10 protein-coding genes are annotated in these 15607 nt (G+C 33.0%); 3 read left to right on the top strand and 7 right to left on the bottom strand.

Going from position 1 to position 15607, the window contains the following annotated elements; genetic code table 11:
• Positions 1-94: 94 nt before the first annotated feature.
• The 5 genes from C8D80_RS07285 to C8D80_RS07265 all read right to left on the bottom strand — a co-directional run bounded on the left by C8D80_RS07285 (position 95) and on the right by C8D80_RS07265 (position 6497).
• Positions 95-2326, bottom strand: coding sequence for a TonB-dependent receptor family protein (locus C8D80_RS07285; RefSeq protein ID WP_133608877.1), 2232 nt, complete (start codon positions 2324-2326; stop codon positions 95-97).
• Between the two features lie 182 nt (positions 2327-2508).
• On the bottom strand, positions 2509-3330 hold the full coding sequence (locus tag C8D80_RS07280) for a hypothetical protein (RefSeq protein ID WP_133608875.1): 822 nt from the start codon (positions 3328-3330) through the stop codon (positions 2509-2511).
• A gap of 38 nt (positions 3331-3368) precedes the next feature.
• Positions 3369-5471 carry a ferrous iron transport protein B gene (feoB, locus tag C8D80_RS07275; protein ID WP_133608873.1) on the bottom strand — a complete coding sequence of 701 codons (2103 nt, stop codon included), beginning with the start codon at positions 5469-5471 and terminating at the stop codon, positions 3369-3371.
• 5 nt (positions 5472-5476) lie between these two features.
• On the bottom strand, positions 5477-5704 hold the full coding sequence (locus tag C8D80_RS07270) for a FeoA family protein (protein WP_133608872.1): 228 nt from the start codon (positions 5702-5704) through the stop codon (positions 5477-5479).
• Between the two features lie 97 nt (positions 5705-5801).
• Positions 5802-6497 (bottom strand): SCO family protein, encoded by a 696-nt coding sequence (locus C8D80_RS07265; RefSeq protein WP_133608869.1) that lies wholly within the window; start codon positions 6495-6497, stop codon positions 5802-5804.
• 133 nt (positions 6498-6630) lie between these two features.
• On the opposite strand from C8D80_RS07265, the gene C8D80_RS07260 reads away from it, so the two are divergent.
• The 3 genes from C8D80_RS07260 to C8D80_RS07250 all read left to right on the top strand — a co-directional run bounded on the left by C8D80_RS07260 (position 6631) and on the right by C8D80_RS07250 (position 13780).
• Positions 6631-10014, top strand: coding sequence for a T9SS type A sorting domain-containing protein (locus C8D80_RS07260; protein WP_133608867.1), 3384 nt, complete (start codon positions 6631-6633; stop codon positions 10012-10014).
• A 76-nt stretch (positions 10015-10090) separates the two neighbouring features.
• Positions 10091-11707: a S8/S53 family peptidase gene (locus C8D80_RS07255; protein WP_133608864.1), complete on the top strand. Its 1617-nt coding sequence runs from the start codon at positions 10091-10093 to the stop codon at positions 11705-11707.
• A gap of 3 nt (positions 11708-11710) precedes the next feature.
• Positions 11711-13780: a M13 family metallopeptidase gene (locus C8D80_RS07250; protein ID WP_133608862.1), complete on the top strand. Its 2070-nt coding sequence runs from the start codon at positions 11711-11713 to the stop codon at positions 13778-13780.
• Positions 13781-13828: 48 nt separating this feature from the next.
• On the opposite strand, the gene C8D80_RS07245 is transcribed toward C8D80_RS07250, so the two are convergent.
• Both C8D80_RS07245 and C8D80_RS07240 read right to left on the bottom strand, forming a co-directional pair.
• Entirely contained in the window at positions 13829-14752 is a 924-nt protein-coding gene (locus C8D80_RS07245) for a DMT family transporter (protein WP_133608860.1), read from the bottom strand.
• A gap of 2 nt (positions 14753-14754) precedes the next feature.
• Positions 14755-15600 (bottom strand): SDR family oxidoreductase, encoded by an 846-nt coding sequence (locus C8D80_RS07240; protein WP_133608858.1) that lies wholly within the window; start codon positions 15598-15600, stop codon positions 14755-14757.
• Positions 15601-15607: the final 7 nt, after the last annotated feature.

Below are 15607 nucleotides of genomic sequence, written 5' to 3'. Positions count from 1 at the left end.
AAGATTTGTTGTATATCCATAGTGCAAAAATAAGAAAAGCAATCTCAAAATTTATGAGATTGCTTTTTTATTAACTAAAACTAACTGAAAATTATTAAAATTTTGCTCCAATAGAAAGAAAGAATGTTCGCCCTTCTCCTGGTAAAATTCCAGGGCCTGGATATCCACCTGCTCTTCTTGTTGCATACATTTCATCGGTTAAATTGTTAATTCCACCTTTAAGATTATAATTTTTCAAGAATCTATATTCGGCTGATAAATCTAATACGTGATATTTGTCTAGTAATCCCGTTACTCCATTTGCAGATGGTGTTATTGTGTTGTTTGCATCAGTAAAAATTTTCCCTGACATTTTATATTGTAATGTAGTGGAAAAGTTGTTTTTTTCCCATCCTAGACCAAAATTGTGAATATAACGAGGCGCGTTTTCTACTCTATTTCCTTTAAGGTTACTTTCTGTAATCACTACATTTGGCGCAGTTCCTGATGCTGAATATATTTTAAAATCGGTGTATCTAGAATCAATAAAACTAATTGTTGCAAATAAGTCGATATTTCCGAATTTATTTTCAACCTCTAGTAATTTAGTTACATTAAGATTTACAAATCCTTCAATACCTTTATTAATTGTTTCGCCTAAGTTGGTTCTGTATAAGAAAGTACCCTGAGTTGGATCGTTGTTTACAAATTGTCTAACACCTCCAATTCGGTTGTTGTATGAAAGATAGAATAAACTAAAGTCAAAGTTTAAATAATTTTTAAATGTACCTCTGTATCCTAAATCAGCATTGAAGCCTGAAGCATCTTTTAAGTTAGGGTCTATTTGGTCAGTAACTGCAGGCGGAGTAATGTCTGAGAAAAGAACTGGTCTGTACGCTTGCGTAATATTAGCATAAATGTTTGTTGAGCCTAGTTTATATTCCATTCCTAAACCAAATAATGGTTTGCTTCTACTAATTTCTTTTTCTTCAAATGGCACATCATTTCCTGAGCTAATCCCAAATCTTCCGTTTCCGATAGAGTTAATATATTCATATCTTAAACCTGGCGTTACACTTAATTTTTCAGTTAATTTGAATTGGTTTTCTGCAAATAAAGCTACATTTTCAGTATAAAAATTTAAATCTCTAGGAAAACCATTTTCAGTTGATAGATCAAAGTCGGAACCTGTTGTCCCTCTACCTTCTTGTTTTCTGATAGTGTTTGCTTTGTATAATCTAAACCCAAAAGCTAAATTGTTTTCAATTTTCCCTAGTTTATATTTGTACAAGTTTCTGTTTTCTAAACCAAAATTTTCATAAAAATCCCTGTCAACTCTTCTGTTAGCATAGTCATTAGTTAATGGATTAATAGCGTCTACATTGTTAGGAGTTGCTGTAAAACCAACACTATTTCGTTCGCCAATTAAGCCAAATAATTTAGTGTTAGAACTTAAATTTTCATTAATTTTTGTGTCAAAATTTAATGAAAACACGTTCCATGGAGTTCCAAACCAGTTTCTGTTTCTTAATGATTGTCTAGGATTATTACTAAACTGCTCATCTGTTAAACCTCCAGCTTGTTGCATTTGGTAATCCATGTTTGTATATTCTGCAGAAAGTTTTGTTTTTTCTGTGAATGCATATTCAAGGAAAACATGAGAATTTCTTACTTTATACTCGCTGTTTTCTCTCCAGCCATCAGCACTTCTGGAATGATTGTAAGCGTAATATGAAAATTTACCTACTTTTCCTCCAATAGCATTATAAGAACTCATTAAGTTATAGCTACCAGCTGTGTTTTGTGTTTCAAAAGAAAATTTCTTTTTGGTTTCTCTTTTAAGAACATAATTTAACATACCTCCAAATTGAGGTCCAAATTGTAATGAAGCACCACCACGAATTAATTCTAGTGACTCAACTGCTTCCAAAGGTGGATTGTAATAAGCTTCTGGATAACCAAAAACATCAGATGAAATGTCGTATCCGTTTTGTCTCGTGTTTAGTTCCCAACTTCTGTTAGGACTTAAACCTCTAACCCCAACGTTTATTTGAATTCCTGATCCTTCATTTTCCCAGATTGTAACTCCTGGAATTCTTGAGAAAACTTCACGAGCATTGTTTGTGGTTAAATTTGCGTTAATGGCGTTTAATTTGATAACTTCATTTTTCTTTCCTGAAAAAATCACATTTCCTTTTGTTTCAGGCATTCTCTCAGGACTTTGTTGAATAGGTGAGATGGTGACTGGATTTAACTCTACTATAGAATCATTAGATTCAATTTCTTGAGCGTTTAGGCTTTGTGATAGCACTATACTTGAAAAAGCCAATACAACGATATATTTCATTTTATTTAGATTAATTCTACGGAGCAAAAATAATCACTAAAGTTTATTTAGACAAATTATAAATAAACTTTTTTAAAGAGACTTTTAGAATTGTGTTAAATCTATTTTTTTAATAATAAATTTTTATTTTTTCTATTTAAATCAGAAAAACAAACAAAACTATTTAACAAAAACAGCTTTTTTTAAAAGTATATTCCTGCTCCAAATGTCATATAATTATAATTTGGAGTAGCAATTTTTAAATGTTCGTAGCCTAAAGCGAAAAAATAATTCTGTTTATGGTATTTTCCTCTAATTTCGAATGAGTTTACAGGTAAGCCATTTATTCTACTCCAAATCATTGCACTATTAAAACTTATGTTTTTTATCGCAAAAACATCTGTATGTAACCCATAAGAAAAACCAGCTTTTTGAACATCATTACCAACGTAAGTTGCGCCTAGAGTCCAACCTAAATTGAACTTTTTAAATCGAATTCTATCGTAAGCCACATTAAATTGAAATAGTGAAAGATTTGAATATTTGTTAGTAATAGCATTTTTCTCAATTAATTCTCGATAATCGCCTTGTATATAGAAATATTGAAAAGGTCTGAATTTTGCTTTTAGATGATTTCCGAATAAATTATTGTTGCTATACAGAAAATGATTCTCAACATCAAATCGCGTCAAGTTTCCATATTGAATACTGTCATTATCTTTTTGAAAATTTCCTGATTCACCATCAAAATAAGGATATTTAGATAATGGGTTGTATAAATGATTTTCACTTCTGTAATCGCCAATAGTGGAATAAAAACTCACATATAATAAGCCTTCAACGAATAAGCCAGCTAATCCAAAATCATTTGAAGAAGAATTTCTACTTGAACTTGATGAACTTGAGCTCGATGAAGAATTCGAAGTGTTTCCAGATTTTAATTCATTTTTTGACTTGTCAATCTTTTGAGAAAAAGAATTGTGTAGGGTAAGACTGAGTAAAATTACAAGTAATGTGTTTTTCATCAATTTTTGTTTCTTAAAAGCAATCAAAAAGTATGCCTTTATTTCAAAACTTGATACGCAATTAAAGCGGTTATGTAGGCAAAACCACTCATGAAAACCAACTGAATTATTGGCCATTTCCATGAATTAGTTTCTTTTTTTACAATGGCTAAAGTAGAAATGCATTGCATCGCGAAAGCATAAAAAAGGAGTAATGAAATTCCTGTAGCAAAATTGAATATTTTTTCACCAGTTACAGGATGCACTTCGGCAGCCATTTTATTTTTAATAGTAGTTTCTTCTTCGCTATGACTACCTACACTGTAAATGGTGGCTAATGTGCCAACGAAAACTTCACGAGCTGCAAACGAACTTACCACTGCAATTCCAATTTTCCAATCATAACCTAAAGGACGAATAGCAGGTTCAATCGCTTTTCCCATGTATCCGATGTATGAATTTTCTAACTTGAAGGAATTTACTTGATCTTCAAATGCTTCAGTAGTGATGGTTTTGTTTTGATTTTGTTGGGTAATGATAGCTTCAGCATTATTGAAATCATCACTTAATCCGTGAGAACCTAAATACCATAAAATTACCGATAAGGCTAAAATGATTTTTCCAGCACCTGTAACAAAAGCTTTGGTTTTTTCTAAAACATTAATACCAACATTTTTAAACATCGGAATTTTATAACTCGGCATTTCCACTACGAAATACGATTTGCAACTTAATTTTAAATATTTATTAAGTAAGAAAGCCGAAAAAACCGCCATTCCAAAACCTAATAAATACAATGCCATCAGCGTTAATCCTTGTAAACTTAAAAAGCCAAAAATTCTTTTTTCGGGAATAATTAAGGAAATTAAAATGGCATAAACAGGTAATCTTGCCGAACAAGTGGTAAATGGCGTGACTAAAATGGTGATTAATCTTTCTTTCCAATTTTCGATATTTCTCGCACTCATAATTGCCGGAATAGCACAAGCCGTTCCTGAGATTAAAGGCACAATACTTTTTCCAGACAAACCAAATTTTCGCATGATTTTATCCATTAAAAATACTACGCGACTCATGTAACCGCTTTCTTCTAAAACAGAAATGAATAAGAATAAAAAGGCAATTTGCGGAATGAAAATTACGATACCACCAATTCCTGGAATTAATCCTTCACTGATTAAATTGGTGAATTCTCCCGCTGGAAGGTGTTGTTTGGCAAGCGAGCTAAAATTAGCAAACGTTTCATCTATAAAATCCATTGGAATGCTACTCCAATCAAACAGAAACTGAAAAATAAGCATTAAAATTCCGAAGAAAATCACATAACCATAAATTTTATGTGTTAGAATTCTGTCGATTTTTGCTCGAATATCAGTTGCTTTTGAAACATCTATTTTTTGACCAATTTTCAATGTGTCATTAATAAATTGGTAACGTTTTATGGTTTCTTTTTGTTGTAAGCGTTTTAAATCGGCGTGCGATTTAGTAAACGAACTTTTAATTTCATTTCGCTCTAAATTTAAGAAATTAACATCTTGCGTAATTACCAACCAAAGTTTGTACAACAATTGATTTGGAAAGGCTCTTCTTAAATTATTAAAATAATCTGGGTCAATCGACGATGCGTGTAAACAAGGTTCGGTTGAAAGTTCCGTATAGTTCAGAATCAATTCTTTCAACTGATTAATTCCTGTTTTTTTTCTTGAACTTATTAAAGCAATTTTCGTTTTTAACTCTTTTTCTAAAGCTGGAATATCCAGTTCAATTCCTTTTAAAGCCATTCGATCTGCCATGTTAATGACTAAAATGGTTGGAATTTCTAAATCTTTGATTTGAGTAAAAAGGAGTAAATTTCGTTTTAGATTTTCTACTTCGGTCACTACAACAGCAACATCTGGAAAATCTTCATCGTTTTTATTTAGTAACAATTCGATTACTACGTTTTCATCAATTGAACTCGCATTTAAGCTGTAAGTTCCGGGTAAATCAATGATTCTAGCTTTCGTGTTTTCGTTTAATTTGCAAACACCTTGTTTTTTTTCAACGGTAATTCCTGGGTAATTTCCCACTTGTTGATTCAATCCTGTAAGTTGGTTAAAAACGGAAGTTTTTCCCACATTTGGGTTTCCAATTAAAGCCACTTTTATAGGATTTGAACTCATGAGAATTAAATTTTAGTAACGGTAATTTCTCTTGCCGTTTCAATACGAATGGCAACATGAGAATCATTTACGTTGAAATATAAGGGATCACCTAAAGGCGCAATTTGTATTAAAGTAATGGAATTTCCAGGTAAACATCCCATTTCTAAAAGCTTTAGCGGGATTTCATCTAGATTGACCGAAGTAATGGTAGCTACTTCACCAATTTTAAGTTCAGAAGAACAAATTTCCATTTCCTTATTTAGATTGAATTAAAATACAAAAGTAAAAATTATAATCGGACTACAACTGATAATTGTCAACTTTAGCAAAATATTTATAAAAATTAATTTATTGGTTTTCACAAAGCCACAAAATATCTTCTAAAAGTTGTTTCATGTTCTTTGTTTTTGGGTCATCTGAAGGTTTGTCAAGATTGGTACCGTCATAAAAACCTCTAATTCGTTTGTTTTTATCTACCAAAATGAAATTTTCGGTATGTACCATGTCATACATTTCTTCCGGTTTACCAGTTTTTACTGCCAAGTATGATTTTCTGGCTAAATAATAAATATCTTTTTTATCACCTGTTACTAAATTCCAACGCGAGTCATCCACTCCTTTTTCAAGAGCATATTTTTTTAATACTTCTGGAGTGTCAATATCAGGAGTAACAGAAAAAGACAACAGTTTTACTTTAGGATTGTTTTTCAATTGATCTTGCAACCAAACCATATTATCTGTCATTTTTGGACAGATAGTTGGACAAGTAGTAAAAAAGAAATCGGCTACATAAATCGTATTTTCATAGTCTTTTTGGGTGATTACTTTTCCATTTTGATTGGTAAAAGCAAAATCAGCAATTTTATGATCGTTACCAATGTGTTGAACCGTAGAATCTACTAATTCTGGATTAATATCTCTAGGGGAGTAGATTGGGAGCATTTTTTCTGGAGAAAGTAAAGTGTAAATTCCAAAGTAAATTATGATGGAAAGTATTGAAAAAATGATTAAAAACTTTTTATAAGGGGCCAGAAAATTAAGCATATAAATTTTTTACAAAAATAATCATAAATCAAAAAAGATTTGTTAAAATCACAGATGGACATTTGTTAAAATTCTAATTTGTTGATTTTCTTCATTATATTTGTGATATTATACCCATAAAACTACTAAATAAATGATTAAAAATTACTTAATTGTTAGTTTATTGTGTTCCTTTTTAGGATTTTCACAATTTAATTCCAACGCCCCTTGGATGACTAATATGAGCACAGCTAAAAACGGAGAAGCAACCATTAATGAAATGGTAAATGCTTTTAACACCTACTGGTCTACAAGAGATAAAAACGCAAGGGGATCTGGTTACAAACCTTTCATGCGTTGGGAATACCACTGGAAAAATTACACTAACAATCAAGGTTATATAATGTCATCGGATGAGTTTTGGAACGCTTGGCGTGAAAAGAATCAATCGAAAACGAATAGAAATGCTATCACGTCGCTTCCACCAAGTAATTGGCAGGCAGTGGGGCCATTTACGCATACTAATACAGGTTCGTGGTCTTCGGGTCAGGGGAGAGTTAACATTGTACATGTTGATCCATCTAATGCTAATACGATTTATTTAGGTGCTCCTGCAGGAGGAATTTGGAAATCAACTAATAACGGTTCAACTTGGACACCTTTAACAGATGAATTACCACAAATTGGAGTTTCTGGTATTGCTGTTGATTATTCAAATTCAAATGTAATTTATATTGCTACAGGCGATAAAGACGCTGGAGATTCTTATTCTGTTGGAGTTTATAAATCAACAAATGGTGGTTTAACTTGGAATCCTACAGGAACAATGGGAGCATCTAATCCTTCAAGAGCAGGTGATATTGTAATTCATCCAACAAATAATCAAGTTTTGTGGTGTGCTACAAATGCAGGAATTTTTAAATCAATAAATGCTGGAACCTCATGGACGCAAGTACAAACTGGAAATTTTTCTCAAGGAAATATTCGTTTAAAACCTGGAGACCCTAATACGGTGTATGCAGTTACAACTAACAGATTTTATCGTTCAACGGATTCTGGAACAACGTTTTCGATGATTACTTCAGGATTACCAACTAGTTCAGGGAGATTATTATTAGATGTTACACCTGCAAATGCAAATTATATTTATATTTTAAGCGCAACAACAGGAAGTGGTTTTCAGGGAATTTATCGTTCAATTGATGGTGGAACCACATTTACAGCAAGAAATACGACAACGGATGTTTTCGAATCATCTCAAGCTTGGTATGATTTGGCATTAGCGGTTTCATCAACAAATGCGGAAGAAATTTACACAGGGTGTTTAAATGTTTGGAAATCTACTAGTGGAGGAACTTCTGCAACAAAAATTAATAACTGGAGTAATCCGTCTGGACCAACTTATACCCATGCCGACATTCATTATTTAGGATTTCATGGAACAAAATTATTTGCAGGGACAGATGGTGGAATTTATGTTTCAGAAAACAATGGAATTAATTTTACAGATTTAACCGCCGGGGTGCAAATTAGCCAATATTACAAAATTGCGGTTTCAAAACAATCTAGCGGTAATATGGTTGGTGGTTTACAAGATAATGGTGGTTATGCCTACAGTGGAGGTCAGTGGAAAAATTATTATGGTGCAGATGGTATGGATACCGCAGTAGATCCAACAAATCCTAATTTATATTATGGATTTATTCAAAATGGAGGTGGATTGTACATCAGTAATTCGGCAGGAAATGGGATTAGTTCATCCGTTAATTCACCTGGTGGAATTGATGGGAACTGGGTAACTCCATTAGTAGCAAATTCCATTGGTGAAATATTTTCAGGATTTGATTATTTATACAAGTTAAATGGTAATGCTTGGGAACAACAAAACTTTGATCCAACAGGTTCTGGCAATATTGATTATATTGAAGTAGATCCTACAGATAATAATATTATGTATGTTGCAAATGGAACGGGGTTATATAAAAGTATTGATAGAGGTATAAGTTTCACTTTAGTTTACACGGCTCATGCTTCCATTACTTCTGTTGAAGTAAATAATTCAAATAACGAGATAGTATATTTAACAACTAGTGGTTCAGCTGGAAGGGTTTTGAAATCCTTAGATGGCGGAGTAAGCTTTATTAATATTACTACAGGCATTCCTAATATTGGTAAAAACATTATTGTTCATCAACCTAGACATACCGATAATCCACTATATGTAGGAACCAGTCTTGGAGTTTACTATTTAGATGATAGTATGTCAACATGGCAACCATTCGATACGAATTTGCCTAACGTTTCTGTTGAGGATTTGGAAATTAATGTTGAGGATGCAAAATTGATTGCAGCAACATACGGAAGAGGAGTGTGGCAAACCACTATTCCTGTTCAGTTGGCAAGCAACGATATTAAATTATTAAGAATAAAAAATCCAACAGCTGAAATTAATTGCGGAAGTACTGTTACTCCAAGAGTTGAAGTCAAAAATAATGGTTTAAATACCATTACCACAATTACAGTTAATTATACTATTGATGGAGCACCTTCAAGTTTTGTATGGAATGGTTCTTTAACTTCTTCTGCAATTGCAGATATTGATTTACCTTCGGTCGTTTTATCAAGAGGAGCTCATAATTTAAATGTTACTACTGTAATTTTAAATGATGCTTATTCAGATAATAATAATGGTACTTCATCTTTTTATATAAATGATGCAGGAACAGTTGGAGTTGTAAATCCATTCACAAATGCTTCAAATGAGCTTATTGCTTACAATGAAGGAACAAGTGGTGCACAATGGCAAAGAGGAACAAGAACAGGTGGTTTAACATCTTCAGGAAATACAGTTTATACGACTAACTTAACAGGAAATTATCCAGATAACATCAAAACATATTTAGTTTCTCAATGTTATAATTTATCTAATGTGATTAATCCACAGATTAGTTTTGCTATGAAATATGATGTAGAACCAAACTGGGATATTGTTTATGTTGAATATTCAACAAATTTTGGTGCTACATGGACTGTTTTGGGCGAAATGGGTCCAACATGGTATAACAGCGATAGAACGCCTACGACTACAGGAACCGATTGTAATAATTGTCCTGGAGCACAATGGACAGGGGTAAATACTACTTTAACAACTTATACCTATCCTTTAAATGCTTTGAATACGCAAACTAATGTTGTTTTTAGAATTGTTTTCCATTCCGATGAATCTGTGAATGATTTAGGAGCTAATATTGATGATTTCTTAATTAACGGAACGCTTTCTGGACAAAGTTTTGAACTGCAAAACATTGTTTTGTATCCAAATCCATCAAATGGAATTTTCAATTTAGTAACAGGTACAAATGAGATTACTGGGATTGAAGTATTTGATGTAACAGGTAAAGTGGTATGGTCTAGAAAAGATTTTGAAGTTTCAAATTCAGAAATACAAGTAAATTTATCTTCAGTTGCGCAAGGAATTTATTTTGTGAAAATTTCTGCAGATAACCAATCAACAGTTAAACGAATTATTAAAGAATAATATATAGTTTACAACAAAAAAGTAGGCTTTGGCTTACTTTTTTGTTGTAAACGTTTTACTAACTAAATTTAAATACATGTGTAGAAATTACATTTTAAATTTTATTTTATTTCTATCAATTCATTTTGCTAATGGACAGAATAGTTTAGTAATTAATTTAGAAAGCAACAATCATGAAGTATTTAATTTTATCAACACTAAAGGATATCCAATCAAAGCATTTTACAATATTTCTGAAGAAAAATATAGTACACTTGAAAAAGACGCAATTAAAATTTCAGGATCAGATTTGAGTATCCAAAAATTAAAGAATTATTTTTTAGTATCATATTATAATCAAGAATTATTAGATTATCTAAAGTTAAAAAAAATAACGTTCATGCTTACAGATAATAAAATAATTTCACCACCAGGAGATATATTGCCCGCTACGCCAAGTTTTATTTCGCAACAAACATATTTACAATCTAATCCAGGATTAAATGCAGAGGCAGTTTGGAATTTAGGTTACACAGGACAAAACATTACAATTCATAATATTGAATTTGGGTTTAATAAAAATCATGAAGAATTTAATGATACAAATTGTAACATTGCAACAGGAATGACTGTAAATTCTTCTGCATCTACCTCTTTTACTGAGCATGGAACTGCTACAATGGGAGTCCTGTTTGGACATAATGGAATTTATGGTGTTACAGGAATTGCTCATGGTGCATCACAAGTTTGGTTGTATCCCGAGTGGCAACTAAGTGGTTACAGCAGAACAAATGCTATAACTCAAGCATTAAATAATTCCACAATTGGAGATGTAATAGTTTATGAAATGCAAGCTTATGGTTTAAACGGAACGGTTTCAAACCCACGCTTTGTACCCGCAGAATATGATATTTTAGTTTGGAATTTGACTAAAGCTTTAACAGATTCAGGAAGGATTGTAGTTGCTGCGGCAGGAAATGGTTATCAAGACTTAGATAGTTCAGATTATCAGGCATATATGAATTATGGAGATAGTGGTGCGATAATTGTCGGAGGTGGTACAGCAAATACCACACATGCCATTTATCCTCCTTATGTGGTAAGTGGTGTAACTTATACAAGTACTTATGGCTCCAGAGTTGATGTTCAAGGATGGTTTGAAAATGTTAGATCTACTGGAGCTATTCCAGGCTCAGGATTTACTTTAGTTGGAAGTGATTTTAATCAGTCTTATATGACTTTTACAGGAACAAGCTCTGCCACAGCTCAATTAGGTGGTGTGGTTACGGTTTTACAATCCCACTACAAGAGTCAAACTAATAATACCTTAACGTCTCAACAGATGAGAACGATTTTAAAAAATACTGGAATTCCACAAGGTGGTGACTTGTCTAAAAATATTGGGCCTTTTCCAAATATGCTTTCTGCAGTAAATTATATTCAGCAAAATTTGAGCACTGAATCATTTGAAGAAAGCAAATATTTTATTTACCCAAATCCTTCAAAAGGTGTTTTCAATTTAGTTACAGATACAAATGATATTAAAGAAATTGAAGTGTATGATGTAACAGGAAAAGTAATTTTATCAAAAAATGATTTTGGAGTATCTGATATTCAAACTCCAATTGATTTAACATCAGCATCTCAAGGAATATATTTTGTGAAGATAACTTCAAATAATCAATCAACAATAAAAAGAATCATTAAAGAGTAAATTATGAACAAATTCATTTTAAAAGGAAGTTTAGGATTTCTTTTTTTATCTATTGCATTTTCTTCGTGTAAATCATCACAAGAAGTAGCAACAAAAAAAGAGTCAGTAGGAATCAATGTGGGTTACATGGATAAATCCGTAAATCCAGCCGATAACTTTAATCGTTATGTAAACGGAACTTGGTTAGATAAAACCGAAATTCCAGCAGACAGAACACGTTGGGGAAGTTTTGACGAGCTTCGTAAAAATACCGATGACGATGTAATGGCTATCTTGAAAGAAGCTATCAACGACAAAACTATCGATCCAAATTCTGACCAAGCGAAAGCAATTAGCTTATACAAAACGGTTTTAGATACCGTAAGCAGAAATAAAGCTGGAATTGATCCGTTAAAACCTTATTTAGCGAAAATTAATAGTGTTCAGAATTCAGATCAATTAGTTGCTTTATTAGCCGAAATGGAACCAGAAATGGGATTAGGTTTCTTCGGAAGTTACATTGGTGCCGATGCTAAAAACAGCAACAAAAACGTAATTTATGTAGGAACAGGAAGTCTTGGTTTACCTGATAGAGATTACTACGTTTCCGATGCGCCAGACAACAAAGAAAAGCGCGAAAAATATATTGCTCACGTAACCAGAATGCTACAATATTTAGGAGAATCTGAAGCTACAGCTAATGCAAATGCAAAGAAAATTTTAGCATTAGAAACTAAAATGTCAACTGCAACTTTAGATAGAGTTGAGCGTAGAGATAGAAGAAAAACTTACAATCCAATGAGTTTTACTGATTTGCAAAAATTAGTACCAACCGTAAAATGGGATACGTATTTTCAAAGCGTTGGAATTGGAAAAGTAGATTCGTTAGTAGTTTCGCAACCAAAATATTTGCAAACAGTTGAAACTATCTTAAAAGACAACCAAGTTGAAGATTGGAAAGCGTATATGCGTTGGACAGCTTTAAGAGGTTCTTCAGGATTACTTTCAACTGAAATCGAAAATGCTAATTTTGATTTCTACGGAAAAACCTTAACTGGTGCGGTAAAACAACGTCCAGCTGAAGAAAGAGCTTTAGCAACAGTTAATGGTAGATTAGGTGAAGCTTTAGGAAAATTATACGTAGCTAAAAAATTCCCGCCAGAAGCAAAAGCAAAAGCGCAAGCAATGATTGCAAATGTAATGTTGGCTTTTGATAACCGTATCAACAATTTGCCTTGGATGACAAAAGCAACTAAGGAAAATGCGAAAATCAAATTGAATAAATTCCGAGTGAAAATCGGATATCCTGATAAATGGAAAGATTATTCAGCTTTGGAAATGAAATCTCCAGAACAAGGCGGAACGTATTTTGATAATTCAAGAATGTACGCAAAATGGAGCCATAAACAGAATATCGCTAAATTAGGAAAACCTGTTGATAAAGAAGAATGGGGAATGTCGCCACAAACGGTAAATGCATATTTCAGTCCAACAAACAATGAAATTGTATTCCCAGCTGCGATTTTACAACCACCTTTCTATGATTACAAAGCGGATGAAGCAGTAAATTATGGTGGAATTGGAGCTGTAATTGGTCACGAAATTTCTCACGGATTTGATGATTCAGGTTCAAGATACAATGCAGATGGAAACTTAGTAAACTGGTGGAGTGATGAAGATTTAAAACAATTCACATCATTAGGAAGTGCTTTAGCTGATCAATATTCAGCTTTAGAACCATTACCAGGAATTTTTGTAGATGGAAAATTCACTTTAGGTGAAAACATCGGAGATTTAGGAGGAGTTAACGCAGCTTACGACGGCTTACAAATCTATTTGAAAGCAAACGGAAACCCAGGTTTAATCGACGGATTTACGCCAGAGCAACGTTTCTTTATTTCTTGGGCAACCATTTGGAGAAGTAAAATGCGTGACGAAGCGATTAAAAACCAAGTAAAAACGGATCCGCATTCACCAGGAATGTATCGTGCTTATGTGCCGTTACAAAATGTGGAAGCGTTCTACAAAGCGTTCAATATTTTACCACACAACGGTATGTATTTACCTTTTGAGAAACGCGTGAAAATTTGGTAATCAAATTCAAAAAATAAAATCAAATCCCATCTTTTTAGGTGGGATTTTTTATTTCTTCTTAATCGCTCGATTAACTAAATAAAGTCCGATAATCGTTATTGTTCCACCAATGACAATCGCAGTAGTCAAAGGTTCATTAAACAACAAATAACCAAAAAACAACGCCACCATCGGATTTATGTAAGCATATAAACTGCTGATTTCCGTTGGTAAGTTTTCCAACGCATAAATAAAAGCAATAAACGTCAATACCGAACCAAAAACGACTAAATAACCAATCGACCACCAAGAAATAGCTGGAATTTCACTCAACGGAACCGAAGTCCCATTAAATCCAATTACGCTCGAAATCACAACGCTCGAAATCAACATTTGCAATCCCAAACTAAAATACGGATTGAAATTCGTCTTATTTTCTTTGATGTAAATTGAAGACAACGCCCAAGTAAAAGTAGCAATTACCGAAAGTAAAATTCCAAATCGGAATTCAGGTTCCAAAAAATCGTTGAGGTAATCGTAAAAAATGACGCAAATACCACCAAAAGCGACAATCAAACCTACAACCGCTTTCCAAGAAGTTTTTTGTCCGCGAAACAAACTGATGATGACAATCCAAAGCGGGAATATCGAACCAATAATCGCACCTAAACCACTTGAAATGTATTTCACACCCCAAGTACTTAAACCGTTACTCAACATGAAATTCAAAACACTCAAAACTAAAATAGTGCGCCATTGTCGTTTGTTTGGCCAAGGATGTTTTTTGATTAAGAAATAAAGCAGATATAACAATCCGCCAAAAAGTTGACGCAGCGCTACCAATTGCATCGGAGGCATGTGTTTGACACCTTCTTTGGAAGCAATCCAAGTGGTTCCCCAGAAAAAGCTAATCCAAATTAATGCTAAAATGGGTAAACCAATCGCATTTTTCTTTTGTTGGATGTAATTGTGAAATACGCTAAAATACGCCATTACTAAATTTCTTTTTGGAACGAATAACCTAAAATGGTTTCCACTTTTTTACTGGAAATAATTTTACCTTTCGATTCTGAATCTTCCGCAAAGGTAGGCAATGGCAAATTCAAAATTTCAGCTTTTTTGTGATAATATGCTTTACGAGTTGGATGTTGAGGTGCGATAGCGTTGAAGGTTTGATTCCATTCCCAATTGTCATGCTGAACTTGTTTCAGTATCTCTTCAATAATTCCAATGCAATCTTCTCTTTGAATCATATTCACCGGCGCATCTGGATTTTCAACATTGGTTCTTCCTGCCAAAAATTTTATAGGATGACGATCATCGCCAAGCAAACCACCAAAACGAATTACCGTAGTTTTAAAATGCGGATTCGATTGTAAAAGAGTTTCTGTAATTACTAATTGTTTCCCGCTTTCAGTGTCAGGATTTGGTTTTGTTTCTTCCGTAATTTCAACAATTGGAAAACTATCTCCATAAACCGAAGTCGAACTCACAAAAATAACTTTCTGAATGCACGATTTTTCGATAAATGGAATCAATGTTTTTACTTTATTTACGAATGTCATTTCGAGCGTTGGCGAAATTGCTTTTCGTAATCCTGGCGGAATATCTATAATCAAAACATCGGTTTCTTTTAGAAAATCTTCAATAGTTCCAATGATTTGATGTGCTTCCAATTGAATTTGGAAAGGCGAAATTCCAGCATTTTTCAATACTTTCAATTTACTTTCCGAAGTCGTAGAACCTTTTACTTCGTAACCTTTTGTAAGCAATGATTTCGCTAAGGGTAAACCCAGCCAACCACAGCCTAGTATGGCAATCTTTTCTCTTTCTTCTTTCATCTGTCTT

It is taken from the genome of Flavobacterium cheniae, from assembly GCF_004363695.1.
GTDB classification, from domain to species: Bacteria; Bacteroidota; Bacteroidia; order Flavobacteriales; family Flavobacteriaceae; genus Flavobacterium; species Flavobacterium cheniae.
This window is presented reverse-complemented; position numbering and strand designations above follow the sequence as displayed.